General features: G+C 31.8%; 19 protein-coding genes. 9 read left to right on the forward strand and 10 right to left on the reverse strand.

The genetic code is table 11. The features are described from left to right. Nucleotide 1: 1 nt before the first annotated feature. On the forward strand, nt 2-664 hold the full coding sequence (locus B4A23_RS14185) for an alpha/beta fold hydrolase (protein ID WP_291120918.1): 663 nt from the start codon (nt 2-4) through the stop codon (nt 662-664). A gap of 39 nt (nt 665-703) precedes the next feature. Here the strand turns inward: B4A23_RS14185 and truB are convergent, their stop codons facing one another. From truB to B4A23_RS14205, 4 genes are read right to left on the reverse strand one after another with little or no spacing between them, the layout of a single operon-like run. Continuing rightward, the gene (truB, locus tag B4A23_RS14190) at nt 704-1414 is read right to left on the reverse strand and encodes a tRNA pseudouridine(55) synthase TruB (RefSeq protein ID WP_291120920.1); all 711 of its coding nucleotides are present in this window, start codon (nt 1412-1414) and stop codon (nt 704-706) included. Nucleotide 1415: 1 nt separating this feature from the next. Then, nucleotides 1416-2300, reverse strand: a complete 885-nt coding sequence (locus tag B4A23_RS14195) for an undecaprenyl-diphosphate phosphatase (RefSeq protein ID WP_286501935.1) — start codon at nt 2298-2300, stop codon at nt 1416-1418. Then, a complete protein-coding gene (locus B4A23_RS14200) occupies nt 2300-2602 on the reverse strand; it encodes a DUF3098 domain-containing protein (protein ID WP_291120922.1) in 303 nt (100 codons plus the stop codon). Before B4A23_RS14200 ends, B4A23_RS14195 begins: the two co-directional genes overlap by 1 nt. After that, nucleotides 2602-3495, reverse strand: a complete 894-nt coding sequence (locus B4A23_RS14205; protein WP_221855311.1) for a cell division protein FtsX — start codon at nt 3493-3495, stop codon at nt 2602-2604. The genes B4A23_RS14200 and B4A23_RS14205 overlap by 1 nt, the downstream gene beginning before the upstream one ends. A gap of 106 nt (nt 3496-3601) precedes the next feature. Here B4A23_RS14205 and rsmA point away from each other — a divergent pair, with 106 nt between their 5' ends. Genes rsmA through B4A23_RS14220 form a run of 3 tightly spaced genes read left to right on the forward strand, consistent with a single transcriptional unit; the run spans nt 3602 to nt 6189 of the window. Continuing rightward, on the forward strand, nt 3602-4369 hold the full coding sequence (rsmA, locus tag B4A23_RS14210) for a 16S rRNA (adenine(1518)-N(6)/adenine(1519)-N(6))-dimethyltransferase RsmA (RefSeq protein WP_291120924.1): 768 nt from the start codon (nt 3602-3604) through the stop codon (nt 4367-4369). Nucleotides 4370-4372: 3 nt separating this feature from the next. Next, on the forward strand, nt 4373-5728 hold the full coding sequence (mgtE, locus tag B4A23_RS14215; RefSeq protein WP_038332427.1) for a magnesium transporter: 1356 nt from the start codon (nt 4373-4375) through the stop codon (nt 5726-5728). 11 nt (nt 5729-5739) lie between these two features. Then, the gene (locus tag B4A23_RS14220) at nt 5740-6189 is read left to right on the forward strand and encodes a GyrI-like domain-containing protein (protein WP_291120926.1); all 450 of its coding nucleotides are present in this window, start codon (nt 5740-5742) and stop codon (nt 6187-6189) included. Between the two features lie 189 nt (nt 6190-6378). Here the strand turns inward: B4A23_RS14220 and B4A23_RS14225 are convergent, their stop codons facing one another. The 3 genes from B4A23_RS14225 to B4A23_RS14235 all read right to left on the reverse strand — a co-directional run bounded on the left by B4A23_RS14225 (nt 6379) and on the right by B4A23_RS14235 (nt 8036). After that, nucleotides 6379-6567 (reverse strand): type II toxin-antitoxin system RelE/ParE family toxin, encoded by a 189-nt coding sequence (locus B4A23_RS14225; protein WP_291120928.1) that lies wholly within the window; start codon nt 6565-6567, stop codon nt 6379-6381. Continuing rightward, on the reverse strand, nt 6557-6793 hold the full coding sequence (locus tag B4A23_RS14230) for a DUF2281 domain-containing protein (protein WP_286513965.1): 237 nt from the start codon (nt 6791-6793) through the stop codon (nt 6557-6559). The genes B4A23_RS14225 and B4A23_RS14230 overlap by 11 nt, the downstream gene beginning before the upstream one ends. Nucleotides 6794-6884: 91 nt before the next feature. Then, a complete protein-coding gene (locus B4A23_RS14235; RefSeq protein ID WP_280046027.1) occupies nt 6885-8036 on the reverse strand; it encodes a sensor histidine kinase in 1152 nt (383 codons plus the stop codon). A 157-nt stretch (nt 8037-8193) separates the two neighbouring features. Here B4A23_RS14235 and B4A23_RS14240 point away from each other — a divergent pair, with 157 nt between their 5' ends. Continuing rightward, nucleotides 8194-10983, forward strand: coding sequence for a 2-oxoglutarate dehydrogenase E1 component (locus B4A23_RS14240; protein WP_291120932.1), 2790 nt, complete (start codon nt 8194-8196; stop codon nt 10981-10983). Between the two features lie 18 nt (nt 10984-11001). After that, nucleotides 11002-12234, forward strand: coding sequence for a 2-oxoglutarate dehydrogenase complex dihydrolipoyllysine-residue succinyltransferase (gene odhB / locus B4A23_RS14245; protein ID WP_185096030.1), 1233 nt, complete (start codon nt 11002-11004; stop codon nt 12232-12234). Nucleotides 12235-12311: 77 nt separating this feature from the next. Here odhB and B4A23_RS14250 read toward each other — a convergent pair whose 3' ends face one another. Continuing rightward, complete coding sequence (locus B4A23_RS14250; protein ID WP_291120934.1) at nt 12312-14624, reverse strand: outer membrane beta-barrel family protein; 2313 nt, start codon at nt 14622-14624, stop codon at nt 12312-12314. Nucleotides 14625-14853: 229 nt separating this feature from the next. Here B4A23_RS14250 and B4A23_RS14255 point away from each other — a divergent pair, with 229 nt between their 5' ends. From B4A23_RS14255 to B4A23_RS14265, 3 genes are all read left to right on the forward strand, one after another. Next, complete coding sequence (locus B4A23_RS14255; protein ID WP_291120936.1) at nt 14854-16323, forward strand: helix-turn-helix domain-containing protein; 1470 nt, start codon at nt 14854-14856, stop codon at nt 16321-16323. A gap of 138 nt (nt 16324-16461) precedes the next feature. Continuing rightward, on the forward strand, nt 16462-18249 hold the full coding sequence (locus tag B4A23_RS14260; RefSeq protein WP_291120937.1) for an alpha-1,3-galactosidase-related protein: 1788 nt from the start codon (nt 16462-16464) through the stop codon (nt 18247-18249). A gap of 108 nt (nt 18250-18357) precedes the next feature. Then, complete coding sequence (locus tag B4A23_RS14265) at nt 18358-19089, forward strand: hypothetical protein (RefSeq protein WP_286501926.1); 732 nt, start codon at nt 18358-18360, stop codon at nt 19087-19089. Between the two features lie 73 nt (nt 19090-19162). Here B4A23_RS14265 and B4A23_RS14270 read toward each other — a convergent pair whose 3' ends face one another. Next, nucleotides 19163-20746, reverse strand: a complete 1584-nt coding sequence (locus B4A23_RS14270; RefSeq protein WP_221855006.1) for an FMN-binding glutamate synthase family protein — start codon at nt 20744-20746, stop codon at nt 19163-19165. 232 nt (nt 20747-20978) lie between these two features. Further along, a complete protein-coding gene (locus B4A23_RS14275) occupies nt 20979-22562 on the reverse strand; it encodes an ABC transporter substrate-binding protein (protein ID WP_291120940.1) in 1584 nt (527 codons plus the stop codon). Nucleotides 22563-22574 lie beyond the last annotated feature (12 nt).

The following is a 22574-nucleotide window of genomic DNA, read 5'->3' on the forward strand; positions in this document are numbered from 1 at the left end:
TATGAAAATTTATCAAGTAAGTGGATTAGGTGCAAATGCGAATGCTTTTCGAAATCTACGCTTGGAACAAGATTTTGAGCAAGTTTATATTCCTTGGTTAGATCCAGAGAAGGATGAAACTTTGGCTCATTATACCGAAAGATTATTAGATAAAATAAATCCCACAGAAGATTTTCTTTTGATGGGATTATCTTTTGGTGGAATAATTGTGCAGGAAATGAATCGTTTTATCAATCCAAAACATACATTTCTGATTTCGACAGTGAAGAGTAGGGCAGAGCTTCCGAAGTTATTTCGATTTTCGGCTACTATTAATGCACATAAAATAATTCCGATGAGTTTTTTAACTTCAGATCGAACATTTTCGTACATGATGATGCGAAAATTGTATTATACGGATCGTGATAAAGATAATATTGACGATATTTTTGAGTTTCGAAACAAAGAATATTTAAGTTGGTCGATTCATAAGATTGTAAATTGGGAACATTCTACAGCTTATCACGAAGAAAATATTACACATATTCATGGTACAAAAGATATTGTTTTTCCGATTGAATATATTAAAGATGCAATACAAATAGAAGGCGGAACACATATTATGGTGATGCAAAAGCCAAAATTAGTGAGTGACGAAATAAATAAAGTATTAATCACTTTATAACTAAAAAAAGCTTGAACATTTGTCCAAGCTTTTCTAATTTTATACTTCTTCTGTTGTATTTTCTTCTTCGAAATAACTTTTTTCTAAAGCGAAATTTTCAGCATTGATGACATCAAATTCGCCAATTTTTGTACGACGAAGTGCTGTTAAATATCCTCCAGAATTGATTGCTTTTCCAAAATCAAAAGCCAAAGAACGAATATAGGTTCCTTTGCTACAATTCACTTCAAAATCAACAAAAGGTAAATTGATAGTTGTAATTTTAAAATCGTGAATGGTAATTTTACGTGCTTTACGTTCTATTTCTTGACCTTCGCGAGCCAGTTCATACAAACGTTTTCCATCCACTTTTACAGCTGAATGCATTGGTGGAAATTGTTCAATTTCTCCAATAAATTGCTTCGTTGCTTCGTGAATGATTTCTTTTGTGATATGTTCAGTAGGAAAAGTTTGATCTTCTTCCGATTCCAAATCATATGTTGGTGTTGTAACTCCTAATTTGATTGTACCAGTATAGGTCTTTTCTTGCGCCTGAAATTCATCAATGCGTTTTGTCCATTTTCCTGTACAAACCAATAAAAGTCCAGTCGCTTTAGGATCTAGAGTTCCAGCGTGCCCAACTTTTATTTTCTTTAAATTATATGCTTTTCTAATGTTCCACCGAATCTTGTTCACGACATCAAAAGACGTCCAATCAAGTGGTTTATCAATCAAAAAAACGTGACCTTCTTGTATTTTTTCTACGTTCATCTTATTTGTGCTGAATCATTGTAGTTTCTACTGAAGCGGCATTATCTTTTTCTGCTTGTGTTGGAGAATTGTAAGAGAAATAAATCAGTAAAATAATTCCGATGATAATTCTGTACCAACCCCAAAATTTGAAACCGTATTTTGTTAAAACTGCGATAAATGTTTTTACTGCGATTAACGCCACAATAAATGCGACAACATTTCCAATTACAAATAACATAATATGGTTTTGATCTTGCAAAATCATTTCGTAACCTTTCATAGGTGTTGCAGTATCTTCTCCCCAAGTTTTCACAAAAACAGAATAAACTGTAACCGCTAACATTGTCGGAACCGCTAAAAAGAATGAAAATTCTGCAGCTGCTTTACGTGATAAGCCTTGCGTCATACCACCAATAATAGAAGCGGCAGAACGAGACGTTCCAGGCATCATCGCCAAACATTGCCAAAAACCAATAATAATTGCTTGTTTTAATGTAATGTCTTTTTCATCATTAATTTTAGGATTTTTGAACCATTTGTCTACAAATAATAAAATGATTCCACCAAAAACTAACATTCCAGAAATAGCAACTTGATTTCCTAAAACAGCTTCGATTTTATCATCAAATAATTTTCCTAATATAAGGGCAGGAATAACCGCACAAGCTAATTTGATGTAAAAATTGAAATTGAAATTTTTGAAGTCAAAGAATTTTTTCCAATATAAAACGACGATTGATAAAATTGCTCCAAATTGTATCGAAACTTGAAACATTTTTAAGAATTCACTTTCTGGCATTCCCATCAAAGCTGCTGTGAATCCCATGTGTGCTGTAGAAGAAATTGGTAAATATTCGGTAAGACCTTCTATAATAGCAATAATTATTGCTTGTAAAGTATTCATTATTTTTCTTTATTCGGATTGATTGAAATGGCATAAATCTCGACGATGAAACCAACAACAACTAAAAATGGCGCTAATCTAATTCTACGAAAAGAATAGATTTCATCGTTCCAATAATTTGCATCCCACGTTCCATCTGGCCTTGTGTTGGCGTCGTGTCCCGTCATTAATAAAAATCCAAGACCAATTAGTGCAACACCAATTGCCATGAAAATGTAATTTCTTTTTCCGAATAAAAAAGTAAAACCAGCATCATTTGTAGATGCTGATTTTTTTGTTGTATCGATAGAATTTGATTTCATTAATAAAGTTGATCAGTTTTTAATCTTAAATAACGCCATGCAGCAAACAATGTACTGAAAACGGCAATGACAACTCCAATTCCAATTAAGATAATAATAAGTGGAGTGAAGCTTGGATTCCAAAGTACTAAACCAACTTTTGTTGCTAAAATGTACCATAAGAAACCTAATCCTACAGCTGCAATAAATGCTGCTAAGAAACCTAAAACTGCGGCTTCTATCAAGAAAGGTTTTACAATAAAACGTCTACGCGCACCAACTAATTGCATTGTTTTGATGCTGAAACGTTTTGCATAAATTTTCAGACGAATAGAGTTGTTGATTAATACAACAACGATTACTAAGAAGATAACAGCAAAAATCATAATCCAGAATGTAATTTTGTTGATGCTGTGGTAAATTGTTACCATCGCTTCTTTGTCACTTTTTACTTCGTCTACAATAGGATTTTTTGCCAATACCTTATTAATAGAATCAATTTGTTCAACTGATTGTATTAATGCAGGGTTCAATGTAATTTGAACTGATGCAGGGAAAATACTTTCTTCGAAGAAATCACTACCATCCGTACCCAAATCTTTTTTCGCAATTTTAGCTGCGTCCTCTTTGCTGATATACTGTGTAGCTTCAACAAAAGGATACTTCACTTTCAACGAATCGATATAAGATTTCTGTAAATCAAGCTCCTTATCTTTTAATTTTGGATCTTCGACATCTTTAAAATATGCCTCGATTTTTAACTCTCTTTTTAGATGTTCTGCGTAACTTTGTGCATTAATGACAATTAAGCCGAAAATACCTAATAGAAATAAAACAAGCGAAATACTAATCACAACAGTGATGTTTGAAGATCGCAGTCTTTTTTTCTCAAATTTATCGTTCGTTTTTGACATTTGGGTTAATTTTGGGGCTAAGATAAAAAAAACTTATTTCGCAAGAAAGATATTCCGTATATATTCTACGGTAAGTTGGTTAAAGAAAACTTAAAATTTAGAATTTTTGAAAGTAAAAGCTAAAAAACATTTAGGTCAGCATTTTTTGAATGACGAAAATATTGCACGAGACATCGCCGAAGGATTAACTTGGGAAGGCTATGATCGTGTCTTAGAAATTGGTCCAGGAATGGGCGTGTTGACAAAATATATTTTACAAGCAAAGAAAAATATAGAGGTTGTGGAGATTGATACAGAATCAGTCGAATATTTAAAAGAATATTATCAACCATTTTATCCAGGATTTAAAATTCATTCCGAAGATTTCTTGAAAATGGACTTTTCATCAAAGTTTGATGAACAAATTGCTATTTTAGGAAATTTTCCGTATAATATATCTTCGCAAATTATTTTTAAAGCTTTAGAAGAGCGTTACACTGTTCCCGAAGTTTGTGGAATGTTTCAGAAAGAAGTAGCCGAACGTATCGCTTCTAAAAAAGGAACAAAAGATTATGGTATACTTTCTGTATTAGCGCAAGCTTATTATCATTGCGAGTATTTGTTCACAGTTCCAGAGCACGTTTTTACACCACCACCAAAAGTAAAATCGGGCGTTATTATTATGAAACGCTACCGAACAGAAATTGAAGGAGTCGAACAAAAACGATTTTTTCAAGTGGTAAAAGCTGGTTTTGGACAAAGAAGAAAAACGCTTCGTAATTCGTTGAAAGCTATGGGGATTCCTGAGGATCTAAACGATCACGAGTTTTTAAACATGCGCGCAGAACAATTATCTGTCGAAGATTTTATTGAGTTAACGAAAAGAATGAAATAGATTATGGAGGTAAAAATTACAAAAGATTTTATTGAACATTTAAATGAAAGTATTAATCAGCAAAATGCTAAAGCGGTTAAGGAGATGTTGCAAGATTTGCACCCCGCTGATATTGCTGAATTGTTTGATGAGCTTTCGACCAAAGAACAATCTTTTGTAATTGATTTACTCGATAATGAAATTTCTGCAGATATCCTTCTTGAATTAGAGGAAGATGATCGACGCAAATTCCTGAAAACGCTTACTGCAAAAGAAATTGCTGAAGATGTCATCAATGAGATGGATACCGATGATGCTGTTGACGTCATTAATGAGCTTTCTGATGAAAAGAAAGATGAGGTAATTGCGCAATTAGAAGACCAAGAACACGCCCGCGAAATTGTAGATCTTTTACGCTACGACGAAGATACGGCTGGAGGGTTGATGGGAAAAGAGTTGATAAAAGTCAACAAAGATTGGTCGGTAATCACAGCAGTAAAACAAATGCGAAAACAAGCTGAGGATTTAGAAGAGGTTTTCTCAATTTATGTTGTTGATGAAGATGAAAAATTACTTGGAACATTGAGTTTGAAGCGTTTGTTGACGACTTCTGCAAATACAAAAGTTGCAGATGTTTACAATGAAAAGATTCAATATGTAAAGACCTATACAAAAGATATGGAGGTTGCGAAAGTAATCGAAAAATATGATTTGTACGAAGTGCCTGTTGTAGACGAATTAATGCGTTTGGTTGGTGTAATTACGGTGGATGATGTGATTGATGTGATTCGTGAAGAAGCTGAAGAAAATTATCAATTAGCAGCCGGGATTACGCAAAATGTCGACTCTGATGATAATATCTTGAAATTAACCCGCGCTCGTTTGCCCTGGCTTTTATTGGCTTTGGTAGGTAGTTTTGTGGCAGTTAATGTGTCGCAAAGTTTTAGTGATGCGATGAATTTGTATCCGCAATTATTCTTTTTTACGCCGCTTGTTGCTGCCATGGCAGGAAATGTAGGTGTGCAATCTTCCGCGATTATTGTGCAAGGTTTGGCGAATAGTAATATTTCGGGTTCTATTTGGAAAAGATTAGGAAAAGAAATGTTATTGGCTTTATTAAACAGTACATTATTAGCTTTTGTACTTTTATTGGCGACGCATTTTTTAATGAGTACGAGTTACGAAATTTCCTCAACCATTGTATTAGCTTTAGTTATTGTGATGATTTTAGCAAGTTTGATTGGGACATTTATTCCAATTATGTTGCATAAATATGGTGTTGATCCTGCGATTGCGACAGGTCCATTTATCACAACAAGTAATGATATATTTGGTTTGTTGATTTACTTTTCGATTGCGAAAATGATTTTAGGATTTTAAAAACTTAAAAAATGAATAAGTTAAAAATTATAGGAATAGCAACTCAAACGTCTAATAATGATAGTCAAGCGACTGAAGATTTAGGAAAATTGTGGCATCAATTTTTTGGCGAGAATATAATGACTAAAATTCCAAATGCAATTAGTTCTAATGTTTATTCTGTTTACACAGATTACGAAAGTGATTTTACAGGAAAATATACAACGATAATTGGTTTAGAAGTTTCTTCATTAGATGAAATTCCAGAAGGGATGGTTGGGCGTGAATTTGAGCCACAAACATTCAAAAAGTATATTACCAAAGGAGAATTGCACGAAGCAGTTGGTAAAACATGGACAGAAATTTGGAATGATGATGCAAACCTAAATCGCACGTATAAATATGATTACGAATTGTATACCGAAAAAGCTCAAAATCCTGCTGATGCAGAAATTGAGATTTATATTGGTGTGAAAGAATAGCAATTAGTACTGAGATGCTAGAATTTAGATATTAGAAAATGATATTTAAAAAATGAGTTGAAGTTTTACTTTCAGCTCATTTTTTATTTTGGATATTTTGTAGGATTTCTATGTGTATTAAAAACTGCATAAATAAAAACAGTTTTTTCTTCTTCATTAGTTTCAAATAAAACCAAATAAGGAAAAGATTTAAAAGGTTTTTGCACGCAAATTTCTATATTTTACTTGATAAAAAGGATTTATTTCCAAAGCTTCCAAAACTTTTGTCAATTCAGTTAAATATGATTTTGCAGTAGATGTAGAAAAGTTTGAATAATAAGAAATAGCTTGTTCAATATCTTGGGCAGCTTCGGAAGAAATTCTAATCTTATAAATCATATTTACCATGCAATTCTTTCAATACATCTTTTGCATTCAAGAAATTTTCTTTTGGTTCGTTAAGTCGATTATCCAAAATTTCCTTTTGTTCGTCACTTAACTCAAATTCAGTTTCTTGATTGTGTTTATAAGTCAAAAAATCAATATAACGCTCAACTTCTTCCAAAAGTGATTCAGGAAGTTGTTTCAATTTAGAATTCACTTGTTCAATAGTCGTTGCATTCATAATTATTAATTTTACAAAACAGTTGTCGTTCTAACAAAGTCACAAAAAGTATACCTTATTATATAATCAAGATTTTGTGTAATATTTCTGATTATTTTTTCAATAAAATCTTAAACTCAGTTCCGATTTCTTTGGATGATTTGGCAACAAATATTTTTCCTTTGTGATAATCTTCGATAATTCGTTTGGCTAATGATAATCCCAATCCCCAACCGCGTTTTTTGGTTGTAAAGCCAGGTTGAAAAATCTTTTTTTGCAATTTGGTCGGAATTCCAGAACCTGTATCAGCAATAGAAATTTCGACAAATTTACCCTTCGTTTTTATATCGATATCCAAAACGCCCTTATTTTGCATGGCGTCAGCTGCATTTTTCATCAAATTTTCGATAACCCAACTATATAAAGAAGAATTAAGATTAATATTAAATTCTTCTACATCTGTAACAAAATTTACTTCAATTCCTTTGGAAATGCGTTGAGAAATATAATCCACTGTTTGTTTGGAAGTTGAAATAATATCAGTTTGTTTGAGTTCAGAAGTTGAACCAATTTTCGAGAAACGTTCGGCAATATGTTTCAATCGATCCACATCTTTTTCAATTTCTATAACCGAAGTTTGATCGATTTCTTCCAATTTCAATAATTCGACCCAACCCATTAAAGAAGAAAGTGGAGTTCCAATTTGATGCGCTGTTTCTTTTGCCATTCCGGCCCATAAATAACTTTTTTCGGTGTCACGAATTGTTTTGAAATACCAATACGAAAATCCAAAAAACAATAAAATCAATAAAATAATGATGAGTGGATAATATTGTAATTGATTGAGAAGTTTTGAATTTTTGAAATAAACATAATTTTTAGTTCCGATTAATTCAACATCGATTGTTTGTTCGGACGATTTCATTTTGTTGACATATTTTTTTAATTGAACCGAATCTTTTACGATCGATTCATCAATATTTTTGGTGTCTACAATAATGCCTTTTTCGTCTACAAGTGCAACAGGAATTGATTTGTTGTCTTCAATTAATTTGAATAGAAAATCTTGCGTTTTCGGATCTAAAAATTCGGATGAGCTTATCAACTCTAACGATCGCGCATAATTCTCTACACGTTTGTGTTCTTCACGCTTTAGCTCTTGTACAATTTTGTTACTCGACCATATTGTAATAGCGAAAATCACAAATATTATAAAGAATCCAATCCAACGTTTGTTTATTTTTTTTGTTAGAAAATTTCTCATCTAAATGTAAAATCTTTCTTAAATTTATATCAAATGTAATGATTATTTGATTATAATATATTTTTATGGCGAGATAAGATAAATATGATGAAAGTAATTTTTTTTAAAGCCTTAAATAGTTTATTTTTGTAGCTAAATCTCATAGAGAGTAAAATTTATGGATCGTTTTTCGTTTTTAAATGCCGCTCATTTAGAGTTTATAGGCGACTTATATGATCAATACGTCCAATATCCGGATAGTATTGAACCAAGTTGGAAAGCTTTTTTCCAAGGGTATGACTTTGCGAATGCAACATATGATGGAGAGCCATTATTTGCACCAGCAACACAAACAGCTCCTAACAGAGCTAGTCAAACAACGCAAGCAGTAGTTAATCCTGCAGTAGTATCTCAAGTTCCAGACAACGTACAGAAAGAATTTAAAGTCATCAATTTGATTGATGCTTACCGTACGCGTGGACACTTATTTACAAAGACTAACCCGGTTAGAGCGCGTAGAACTTTTGAACCTACTTTAGACATCAAAAACTTTGGTTTATCTGATGCTGATTTAGATTTGACATTCAACGCTGGTGAAATTTTAGGTATTGGTGGACCAATCACTTTACGTGAAATCATTGGACACTTAGAAAACATGTACTGCGAATCTATCGGAATCGAGTATATGTATGTAAGAGAACCTCAAAGAATTAATTGGATTCAGAATTGGTTAAACCAAAACTTGAATCAACCAAAATTATCTAAGGAGGAGAAAGAACGTGTTTTAGAAAAGTTGAATGAAGCAACTGCTTTTGAAAACTTTATGCACACGAAATATGTTGGACAAAAACGTTTCTCGGTAGAAGGAAATGAATCTTTGATTCCTGCTTTGGATACATTGATTAATCGTTCTGCAGATCACGGCGTACAAGAGGTTATCGTAGGGATGGCTCACCGTGGACGTTTGAATGTTTTGGCTAACATTTTTGGAAAATCATATTCTCAAATCTTTTCAGAATTCGAAGGAAAAGCTTTTGATACAGATTTAATGGCTGGTGATGTTAAATATCACATGGGATCATCTAATCAAATCAAAGCATTGAATGGAAAAGATATCCGAATCAATTTAGCACCAAATCCATCTCACTTAGAGACTGTAGATGCAGTTGTAGAAGGGATTACACGTGCAAAAGTTGAGGAAGATTATAAAGATGATTATTCTAAAATTATTCCAATCTTAATTCATGGTGATGCTGCTGTAGCTGGACAAGGAATCGTTTACGAGGTTGTTCAAATGGCAGGATTAGACGGATACAAAACAGGTGGTACAGTACACGTTGTGGTAAATAACCAAATTGGGTTTACAACAAACTATTTAGATGCGCGTACATCTACATATTGTACAGATGTTGCAAAAGTAACATTGTCTCCTGTAATGCATGTAAATTCTGATGATGTAGAAGCGGTAGTTCACGCTTTCCGTTTTGCAGCAGATTATCGTGCAGAATTCGGTTCTGATGTATTCATCGATTTATTAGGATACCGTAAATATGGACATAACGAAGGTGATGAACCAAAATTCACTCAACCTAAATTATATAACTTAATCGCTAAACACCCAAATCCTCGTGAAATTTACAAGGATAAATTATTAAAAGAAGGTGTAATTGGTGAAGAAATCGTTAAACAAAAAGAAGCTGAATTTAAAGCTTTATTAGAAACGAATTTCGAAGCTTCTAAAGAAATTGAGCGTAATCACATTTTTCCTTTCATGCCAGAAGAGTGGGAAGGATTTGAAATTGCTGATGATGCAAAAGTTTTTGAACAAGCAAATACTGCTTACGATGAAGCAAAATTAAAAGAAATTGCAAAAGCTGTTTCTACCGTTCCAGAAGGTAAAAAATTAATCAAAAAAGTTTCTCGTTTAATTGAAGGACGAGGAAAAATGATTGAGGAAGATAAAATCGACTGGGGATTAGGAGAAGCTTTAGCTTTCGGTTCTATCTTAACAGACGGACGTAACGTGCGTGTTTCTGGTGAAGATGTAGAACGCGGAACGTTCTCTCACCGTCATGCAGTTGTAAAAACTGAAGACACAGAAGAAGAAATTATCTTATTAAACCATATTAATGATGAGCAAGGTCAATTAAGAATCTACAACTCATTATTATCTGAATATGCAGTTTTAGGTTTCGATTATGGATATGCTATGGCAAACCCTAAAGCGTTAACTATTTGGGAAGCTCAATTTGGAGATTTCGTGAATGGAGCACAAATCGTAATCGACCAATATATTTCTGCAGCAGAAGATAAATGGAAATTACAAAACGGTTTAGTAATGTTATTGCCTCATGGATACGAAGGGCAAGGAGCAGAGCACTCTTCAGCACGTTTAGAGCGTTTCTTACAAATGTGTGCTGGTAACAATATGTTTGTTGCTAATATCACAACTCCAGCTAACTTCTTCCACGCATTAAGAAGACAGGTTGTAACAGATTACCGCAAACCGTTGGTTGTAATGTCACCAAAATCATTATTACGTCATCCATCAGCAGTATCATCATTAGCAGATTTCACAAATGGAGGTTTCCAAGAAATCATTGAAGATGTAACAGTAGATGCGAAAAAAGTGAAAAAAGTAGTTTTCTGTTCAGGAAAAATCTACTACGATTTAGACAAAAAACGTCAAGAATTAGGAGATAAAGAAACTGCAATTATTCGTTTAGAGCAATTATATCCTTTAAATGAAGAAAAAGTAGATGCTATCATCTCTAAATTTGGTAATGCTAAATTGATTTGGGCACAAGAAGAACCAGAAAATATGGGAGCTTGGATGTACATTTTACGTAAATTAAGAAAATATCCATTCGACGTAGTTTCTCCAGCAGAAAGTGCTGCAACAGCGCCAGGTTCAAGCAAACGTTGGGCTGAAATTTACGAAGAGGTAATTAATAAAGTATTCAATTAAAAAATAAAGCTAATAGATATGTTAGAAATGAAAGTCCCATCACCAGGGGAATCAATCACAGAAGTAGAGATCGCTACGTGGTTAGTAAAAGACGGTGATTACGTAGAAAAAGACCAAGCAATTGCAGAGGTTGACTCAGATAAAGCAACATTAGAATTACCAGCAGAAGAAAGTGGAATTATCACTTTGAAAGCGGAAGAAGGTGATGTTGTAGAAGTAGGACAAGTTGTTTGTCTTATTGATACATCAGCTGCTAAACCAGAAGGAGGAAGCGCTCCAGCTGCAGAAGCACCAAAAGCTGAGGTTAAAGAAGAAGTAAAAGCTGCTCCAGCTCCAGTTGCTACACCAGCACCTGCTGCTCCAGCTGCAACTTACGCTACGGGAACTCCATCTCCAGCGGCTAAAAAAGTTTTAGACGAAAAAGGTATCGATGCTTCTCAAGTAAAAGGTTCAGGACGTGACGGACGTATCACTCAAGATGATGCAGCTCGTTTTACACCAGCAATGGGAACTTCTACTCAAGGAACTCGTGCTCAATCAGAGAAAAAATTATCATCATTACGTCGTAAAATTGCGCAACGTTTAGTTTCTGTTAAAAATGAAACTGCAATGTTAACTACATTCAACGAAGTTGATATGTCTGCAATTTTTGCTTTACGTAACCAATATAAAGACGAATTCAAAGCTAAACACGGTGTTGGTTTAGGATTTATGTCTTTCTTTACAAAAGCAGTTACACGTGCATTAGAGTTATACCCAGACGTAAACTCTATGATTGACGGTGACTACCAAGTAAAATTTGACTTTGCTGACGTTTCTGTTGCAGTATCAGGACCAAAAGGTTTGATGGTACCAGTAGTACGTAATGCAGAAAACTTAACTTTCCGTGGTGTTGAGCAATCTATCAAAGATTTAGCAATCAAAGTACGTGACGGAAAAATTTCTGTTGATGAAATGACAGGAGGTACATTTACAATCACTAACGGTGGTGTATTTGGATCTATGATGTCTACACCAATCATCAACCCACCTCAATCAGGTATCTTAGGAATGCACAATATTGTTGAGCGTCCAGTTGTTAAAAACGGACAAATCGTTATCGCTCCAATGATGTATGTTGCTTTATCTTATGACCACCGTATCATCGACGGACGCGAATCTGTAGGATTCTTAGTTGCAGTTAAAGAAGCGGTAGAAGATCCATTAAACGTATTAATGGGAGGTGACGCTAAGAGAGCTTTAGAATTGTAATACATAAAAACATTCTAACAATCCATAAATTGAAAGCCGTTCGTAAGAACGGCTTTTTTGGGTTTTATAAGTCGAGATTATCTAATTCTCCCTTCCTCTTCATTTACTTTATTCTCTTTTGAGATAGTTTTATTTAAACGACCAAAATTATATTTAACACCAACTGATAGTTCTTGATAGTCGACTAAAAATAGGTTTTTAGAACTAATTTTATCATAATTTAATGTTTCGCTAAATTTCATTTGCTTGAATAAATCATTGAAACGAATAGAAAAATCAAAGTTTTTGTATGACTTTGTCAATCCAAGATTGAAGATAATTTGAGAATTTCGATCATAAATTCCTTCTGTTCGTTTACTTAACCAATATCCATCAACCATAAAATTGAAATCTTTTCCCAATTTGAAATTGTGATTAGAGTATAAATAGATATACGGAACAGATTTTTTAAGAACAGCTTTTTCATCAATTATTTTACTATAAATCATAGCTAAACTAATTTGTGTTGACCAAAATTTATATTCGAACGGAACATCTAAACCAACAGAAAAATTCTTTTCTTTTTCGAAATTAACCGTTGTAAATGTTGAAATATTTCTCACATCATCATAAATTAATGTATAATTCATCGGATTTTTACTTTGATAATACGTCACATTCATGTTCCATTTTTTTAATGAATAATTCGCAGAAAACGTGTCTGTGTAAGTTGGTAAAATATCAAAATTTCCGCTGTATTCGATATAAGGACTTCCATACAAATTCCCAGAAGAAAGAGTGCTGTAATTCGGTCTATCAATCGTGCGTTTATAATAAATTGTCAATGCATTTTTATTCTCAAAAGTGTAATTAAATTCTGCATTTGGAAACCAATCAATGTATTTTTTATCAATATCCGAAAGTTGTTTTATTTCATCAAAACCTTTAGAATTGGTCGTTTCTGTTCTTAATCCAACTTTATAATTCCATTTTTCATAGTTTTTTATGTATTGTAAATAGGCTGCAAGATTCAGTTCTTTGAAGTTGTAAAGAAATTTTTCTGATGATTTTTGAGGAAAAAACGTTTGATTAGTTGTTTCTGATTTTGCATGCGTAAAGCGTCCTCCAAATTCAATTTTTTGATCAGATTCAAATTTTTTCTCTACATCAAATTTTCCAGCAAAAACCTTAAGACGATATTTTTGATAGCGCGATTGATTGTATTCGATATCATTTTCATTTATCTTATTGTAAAAATCGTATGTCGTTCCTGTATTATAAATCGTGTATTGCAAACCTGTTAAAATACTTACGTCAATTGATTGAATATTTTTATTGTAATTCACCAAAGTATTCACAAAATTTCGATGATTTTCATTATCATTTAACGTTAAAATAGATTGATTTTCATTATTTTCTGTATATTCTGTTTTGGTATCAATCAAACCTTTATCTTTTCTGAAATTCGAATTAATAGCAAATGAAAGATAATCTCCAGTTTCATTTAATTCCTGAAAAAAGCTTGTGTTTACAATAAAATGTGGACGTTTAGTTTGCGATTTTATGAAATAATTGGACTGAATATTTTTGTCTTTTACGCGATAATCAAATCCGTTTCCTTCCCAAGGATTTAGTTGATTATAAGATGCGTTCAGTTTAAATTCGCTTTTATTTTTTCGAATTTGAAAAGTTGAATTGAAATAATTATTAAACTTTCTTTTGAACGATAATGTTTCCTGTAAAGTGAATTTTAAACCCTCTTTTTTACTTTTTTTAAGGTTAATTTTTACAACAGATTTTCCATTTGCTTCATATTTAGCAGAAGGATTTTTAATAATTTCAATCGATTTTATGTCCTCAATTGCTAAACTCGAAATGGTAGAAAAATCAACTTGTTGATCGTCCAAATACAGCAAAGGATTTCCTTTTCCAATAATTGTCAATGTTTCTTGTTCTGCACCCAGCATGACGCTTGGTAATTTTGAAAATAATTCTTTGGTTGTAGCAAGTTTATTAAAATTTGAATTGGCTACATCAATATTATAATTGCCATTTTCTATTTTGAAAGTTTCCTTTTTTCCATTGATTACAACTTCATTAATTTGTACAGTTTCATCAATATTTAAGTGAAATGTTTTATTTTCGTTCAAATAAAAAGGTTCTTCATCTTGAATATTATTATCATAAATAACTGAAATTGAATATATTTTTTGTTCTAAATTTTCAAAGTTAAATTTAGAGTTTTCAGTTTCAATTGTTTGAATAACATTTTGAAATTCATCGTGTAAAATAACTTTTGCGTGAATTGTTTTTGACTCATTTTCTGATGAAATATATCCTGTAATCGAAAATTTTTCTTGTGCAAAAGCAAAAGAGCTAATCAAAATGAGCATTAATTGTAGAAGCTTCATAATAAAATTGTGTTGATTATTGTTTTACTTACATTTAGAGGAAGTAAAATTTTTGTTTGAACAATTTTAATTTATATTTTTAAATGTTTTTTATCAACTTGGTATCAAATGATAATTGTTTACAATGTTATTCAAATTAAAGAAATACAATATGTTACGTTTTATAATTTCGGGAAATAGGTTTCTTAAATTTATCACAGTTATTCTATTCATATTCAGTTCAATAAATATGTTTGGAAAAACGCAAAACGATAAAGCTGAATTTTTACGTCAAAAAAATAATGATTTGGTTGAAGAAAATCTTCGAATTATTGATTCTACAATTTCAACAGCTTATCGGTTGAATGATAAAGTTGTGTTGAGTGAAGCTTATATTGAAAAAGGAAATTATTTTTTGGAGCAACGTAATTACAATAATGCTTTGAAAAATTTTACCATTTCGAAACAACTCTCAACCGAAATAAAAGATGATTTTACATTTTATTCTTCGCTTGTCGGAATTGCAAAAACAAAAGAAAACTTGCATGAAATCAAGGAATCTATAGCGTTGTACGAAACTTCTTTACCTTATTTCGAAAAGCATAAACAGCAACCAAAATCGTTCAGCATTTATCTTTCTATTCTTGGGAAATTGTCTTATTTATATAGCAAAACAAATCATCTGAACAAAAGTGATTATTACAATAAAATTGAATTATCTGAAACGGTTGATACGGTAAATTATCAATATGCATTGAAGAACAAGGGAATTATTGATTTTTACAAAAAAGATTATAATTCGGCATTTAATACATTGAAAAAAGCACAACAAGTTTTCTGGAAGCAAAATGACATCAAATGGTATGTGATTTCGGAGCAATTTTTAGGTGAAATTTTATATCAACAAAACCGAAATAAAGAAGCAATCCAATATTTTGAAAATGTTGTCGAATTCTCAAAACAATATAAAATTCTTGATGAAGAATTACGACTTTCCTATGAACGAGTGGTTGAATATAATGAGAAGTATGGAAATAATCGAGATAAATTATTATCTGTAAATAATTTATTGTCTTTTGATAGTTTGTTTTATGTGGCTGATCATACTGTTTTGAAACCAAATCTCGAAAAATATGAAAATACATTCTTGAAAACAGAACGAAATTTATTGAAAGAAAAGAATCAATACTTTAAAAGAACTTCATTTCTTGGTTTAGTTGCAATTCTAATTTTTGGTGGAATTGTTTTTTATAAAATGAATCAAAAACATCAAAAAAAGAAGAATTATTTACAAAAATGTCTTGATGAAATTTCAATAATTGAAGCAGATATTAAGGAAGAAAATCAAGTAGAAAAAACAAAATTTGAAGTTGAAATTGATGAAGATTTCGAACAAAGTTTGCAATTGTTTGAAGAACAAAAGTTGTTTCTAAATCCAAAATTTTCGTTGAATGACTTGGTTCTAGAATTGAACGCTAATCGAACAATTGTGTCAAATTATATTAATCGTTCGAGATCGAAAAATTTTAATCAATATATCAACGAATTAAGAATTAATCATCTTTTGAAACGATTTGCAGATGAACCAAATCTCAAAAAATATACAATTGATGCTTTAGCAGAAGAAACAGGTTTTAATTCGAGAAAGACTTTTTCGGATGCATTCTTAGAACACACAGGTTTTCGACCTTCAAATTATATCAAGAAAAATACTTTTTAACAAATACATTGTTGTGTAATATAAATTATTGAAGTATTTTAGATTATTAATGATATGAATAATTCAGGAAATTCTCCTGACACTAAACTCTATTTATTAATGATTTTAAATTCTTTAAAAAAGCAAGCGTTTTTTCTTATGTTAACGCTTTTTTTTGTGCATGCTCATGCAAGTTCTTCCAAAGTTTATGATTTGTCCAACTATGGTATTCAGCCCAATACAGGTGAAAATATTAGTTTAACAATCAATCAAACGATTCAAAAAATTATTTCTGAAGTAGGGAAAGATATTCCTGTAACTATCAAGTTTAAGAAAGGACGTTATGATTTTCATACTGAAGGAACGCAATCCAAACAGTATTATATTTCGAATCACGATCAAGATAATCCGAAGAAAGTTGGTATTGCTTTAGAAGGTTATAACAATATTACCTTAGATGGTCAAGGTTCAGATTTTATTTTTCATGGGCGTATTTTACCGATTTCATTGATTAGTAATCGAAATTTAACCCTAAAAAATATCAATATAGATTTTGAGCAACCACAAATTTGTCAAGTCAAAATTTTAGAAAATGATGTAGAAGCAGGAACTATAACTTACCAAACAGCTCCTTGGGTGAATTATAAAATAAAAGATGGCACATTTTATAACACTGGGGAAGATTGGGAAATGCAGCCAACAGCGGGAATTGCTTTTGAAGCGGATACAAAACATATTGTTTACAATACAAGTGATATTGGAGTTGGAACTAAAAATGTTGAAGAAATTTCGAAAGGAATTATCAAAGCAAAAAATTGGAAGAATCCAAAGTTAATTCCGGGAACTGTGATTGCTATGCGCAGTTGGTATCGCCCAAATCCTGGGATTTTTGTACACAAAGGGAAGGATATTAGATTAGAAAATGTAACCGTTCATTATTCTGAAGGAATGGGTTTGTTGGCGCAGTTGACGGAGAATATTTATTTAGATAATTTCAATGTTTCCTTAAGAGGAAAAGATGATCCGAGATATTTTACGGCTCAAGCAGATGCTACGCATTTCTCGGGTTGTAAAGGAGTTATTGTTTCTAAAAATGGACTGTACGAAAATATGATGGATGACGCGATTAATATTCACGGAACTTATCTAAAAATCCTTAAAAAATTAGATGATAAAACGCTTATTGCGAAATATATGCATGAGCAAGCTTATGGATTTGATTGGGGTTACAAAGGAGATTTGGTTCAATTTATTCAAGCAAAAACGATGGAGCTTTGGAATGACAATAATTCAATAGAATCGATTGAAGTGATTCGTAATGATAATTCAGATCCAATTCGTGAGTTTAAAATTGTATTGACGAAACCATTGGATAAATCTATTGATCCAGCAACAATGGATATTGGAATAGAAAATTTGACTTGGACGCCAAAAGTTGAATTTAAAGGAAATACAATTCGAAATAATCGTGCAAGAGGAGCGTTATTCAGTACGCCGCAAAAGACTATTGTAGAAGATAATCTTTTTGATCATACCTCTGGTACAGCGATTCTTTTGTGTGGAGATAGTAATGGTTGGTACGAAACAGGTTCTACGAGAGATATTACGATTCGAAATAATAAATTTATCAATTCGCTTACCAATATGTTTCAGTTTACAAATGCTGTGATTTCCATTTATCCTGAAATTCCTGACTTGAAAAATCAAAAGAAATATTTTCATAGTGGAATTAAAATTGAGAAAAACTATTTCGAAACGTTTGATAAACCAATTTTATATGCAAAATCTGTAGACGGAATTATTTTTTCGAACAATAAAATAAAAACAAATTCAGATTATCCAGCTTTTCATTGGAATAAGAAAGAAATCTTGTTTGAACGAGTGATAAACGAAACGATCAAAAACAATACAATAGATGGAAAACCGATGGTTTATCCTTCAAAATAATCTCAAAAACCATTCGAAAGAGTGGTTTTTTTGTGTCTTACTTTAACAATTATTTAAAATTTTATTCTGGATTAAAATAATATCTTTAGAATACAATAATTATTAACTATGAAAAAGACATATACTCTCATAGCATTTACAGCGTTTCTTGTAAACTCTTATAGCCAAAAAGGACCGAATATATCTTCAGAAATTGAGAATTCAATATCGTTGAATGATTACAACGTGACGATTCAACAACGATTAAGAACTATAGAACTGAATCATCAAGAAGTTGTTTTTTCTGAAAAATTTATCAATTCTACGAATGGTAAAGAATATATTTTTACAATAAAAAGTGATAAAAATGATGAGTTGTATAACGAATTTACTAAGATTAATATAAGTAAATCTTTACAGAAAATAGATTATGCGCCATTTAATATCACAACTATTACAAAGAATGAGACGGAAAAGAAAAGAGTTTTTTATAACGAAGATTTAGAGAATTTTTTCAATAAAATTAAGAATCAATATTCACAAGATATTTACAATTTTATGACAGAACTTCCATCAGGAAAATATTCATTTGATTTTAAGATTAATCAACGAATAAAAGATGAATCTCAGAAGACAAATCTTGTAAAACAGGTTGAAAAAGTATTGGCAGAACAAAATGCTTTGAATGATAATCCATTTGAACAACCGCTAATATTAGTGAATAAGAAAGAAAAATTCTATAATCAGCTTGAAGAATTGGATGCTTCAATACAACCAACAATCAACTATCTTGATCAAAAAGCAGCTAAATCTACATATTTTGGCTATTTCAAAAACGGTGTTGTATTGATTACTTATTAATAAAATAGTTACAATTAAAGCATAAAAAAAGCAATCCAATTGGATTGCTTTTTTTATTATTATATGAAATTGATTAATTCACTTTACTTAATGTACGAACTCTAATTTCTTGTAAAACGTCTTCTACAGACATTCCTACATAAGCACCTTCTTCTACAATTGGGTACAATTGATCATAAGACATAATACGTGTATTGTCGATACGTAAATTTACGTGAGAACGATTGAAATCTCTGTGAGATTTAACACCTGTTGCAGAAATTAATTCAGATAATATATGCATTGTTTTCTTGTGGAAATTATACATACGAGTTGCTTTATCTTCTACATCTAATCCTTTCATCAATTCACGATCTTGCGTCGCAACACCAACTGGACATGTATTTGTATTACATTGTAAAGCTTGGATACATCCTACAGCCATCATCATTGCACGAGCCGAATAAACTAAATCTGCACCAATCGCCATTGCACGAGCAATGTGGAAAGAAGAAATAATTTTTCCAGAAGCTACAACACGAATATCTTTTTTAAGACCATAACCACGTAATGTATCAACAGCGAAAGCTAAACCATCTAATAAAGGCATACCCAAAGAGTTTGAGAACTCTACAGGAGCAGCTCCAGTCCCTCCTTCACCACCGTCAATTGCGATATAATCTGGTTTGATACCAGTTTTAATCATTGCTTCACAAATCTCAATAAACTCGCGTTTAATCCCAATACACAATTTGAAACCAACTGGTTTTCCACCTGATAATTCTCTTAATTGTTTGATGAAATGTAACATTCCTTCTGCATCAGAGAAAGCAGAGTGAGATGGAGGAGAATCAACAGTTGTATATGGTTCTACAGCACGAATCTTAGCGATTTCTGGAGTATTTTTATTTGCTGGTAAAATTCCTCCGTGACCTGGTTTTGCACCTTGAGAAATTTTTAACTCAATCATTTTTACATTTGGTAAAGTAGCGCGTTCAACGTACTTATCTGGATCGAAACCACCATCAGTAGCACGACAACCAAAATATCCTGTACCAATTTGCCAAATCAAATCTCCACCTGGCTGTAAGTGATATGGAGAAATTCCTCCTTCACCTGTATTGTGAGCAAAGTTTCCTAATTTAGCTCCTTTATTCATAGCTAATACAGCATTTTCACTTAACGAACCGAAAGACATTGCAGAAATGTTTAATAAACTTGCTAAATAAGGTTGTTTACATTCACTTCCACCAACTTTTACACGTGGATCATCAGCATGTTTGATTTTTCCAGCATACATCGAATGATTTAACCACTCATATCCTGGTTCATAAACATCTAATTGCGTCCCAAAAGGAACTGTGTCAATTACATTTTTTGCACGACGATACACCATACTACGCATCAAACGGTCAATAGGTTTTCCTTCAGTATCCGTTTCAACAAAGTATTGCATAATTTCTGGACGAATACTTTCTAACAAATAACGTCCATGTCCAATAATTGGAAAGTTTCTTCTGATAGCGTGTTTTGTTTGCGAGATATCTGCAAATCCTAAAGCAATCAAAGGAAGAATAATTATTAAAGACCATAAGATACCTGGCCAAAAATAAGAGATTACTCCAATTGCAACAAGAGTAACGATAGATCCTACTACGAAAAGTTGTCTTACTTTCATAAGTAAAAATTTAAATGATTTTGATTAAAAATTTGGTGTCAAATATATCTAAAAAAACTCGGTTTAACGCCTATATTTCTGAAATAATTTCTTTTAAATTGTTGATTTCAAACGTTAGAGAAAACCCATTATTTCAAATAAGTTAACAATTATCTAATGTCGTGAAATAAAATGAAATATTATTTAGATTTTTTTAAAAGATGTTCAAACTTTTTGAGAAATGTCAAAGGAATTATTCTTTGTAAACTCTCGTTAAATCTAATAATTTGATAGGTCCCATCGAAAAATTCTTAACTTTTTTATTCAAAAATAACGTTGTTTGATCATAAAATAAAGGCAAAATTGGAGCGTTTTGCATCATCAATGCATCCATTTTTTGATAAATTTTGGCACGTTCGTCTGGATTATTGGTCAAAAATGCTTGTTCGTACATTTTATCAAATTCACCATTTTTGTAATGTGAATAATTTGGACCTTCTGGCGCAAAGTTTTTCGAATAATATAAAGACAAAAAGTTTTCGGCATCTGGATAATCTGCTCCCCAATTTGCGCGGAACAACGTAAATTTTCCCGTTGCTTTTCCATCACGCATCGTTGGTCCAGGCACAACATTCACTTTTATTGGTAAACCTAATTTTACCATTTCTGCCGCAATATATTCGCAAACATCTACATATTCTTGCACAGTTGTCAGCTCGATTGGTACAATTTTTTCGTTCGTTTTTTTATAGCTATTGATTAGTTCACGTGCTTTTTCGGGAGAATATTTGTAACCACTTTCTGGCGAATAACCTGGTAAACCTTTCGGAATGAAACCTCCATCTGCTTCAAAAGCTTGACCTTTCATCATATATTTGATGATTTTGTTTTTATCAACTCCATAATTTAATGCTTGACGCAATTTCAAATCAACTGCATTAGGTGCATCAAGATAAAAACATAAATAAACGGTACTTAAATAAGGAACTTTTTGAATCGTTAAAATATTTGAATATTTTGGATTCAAATCTCCGATTGGATTTAAAATTTCATCTTTATAAGAAGGATCCAAATCTGCCATCATATCCAAATTACCTTTGATTAATTCTAAAAATTCTGAATTTTTCTCTGGTAAAAATGATAAATTAACCGCTTCTAAATATGGTAAACGTTGTCCTTTTTCATCAAACTCGAAATACTTTGGATTTTTTCTAAAAACCATTTTCACGTTATCTTCCCAAATCTTAAATTGAAAAGGACCTGTACCAATTGGATGTTTCAAGAATTCATCGTTTCCATTTTTGAATAATTCTTTCGGAACAACCGAAGCATATTTCATCGAAATTAATCCCAAAAATGCAGGATAAGCTTCTTTCAATTTAATTTCAAAAAGTGTATCATTTATTGCTTTATACGAATCAATATTATTCATAATCCAACCACCAGAACCGCCAGCTTTTGGATCTTTAAGACGATTAAAACTAAATTCAAAATCAGAAGCAGTTACAATTCGAGTCGAATCTTTTCCGAAAGCTTCATGTTTATGAAAAAAAACATCATTTCTCAAAGTAAAAGAATACGTTTTTCCATCTTCTGAAATTGTCCAAGATTTTGCAATATCGGGCTGAATTTCTAATTCATTATCAATCTTCACTAAACTGTTGTACATCAAATTACAAGCCCACGTATTGGCTTGTGTTCGCGCATTAATCGGATCTAAAGAAGAAATATTATCGTAACGATTTAGTTTAAATACTTTGTTTTCATCGATTTCAATTTTCTTAGAACACGAAAATATTGAAACGAATAACATAATGTAGATAAAGTATTTAGTCATTTTGAATAGCTG

The sequence above is a fragment of the Empedobacter sp. UBA7248 genome (assembly GCF_002472945.1).
Classification (GTDB): domain Bacteria; phylum Bacteroidota; class Bacteroidia; order Flavobacteriales; family Weeksellaceae; genus Empedobacter; species Empedobacter falsenii_C.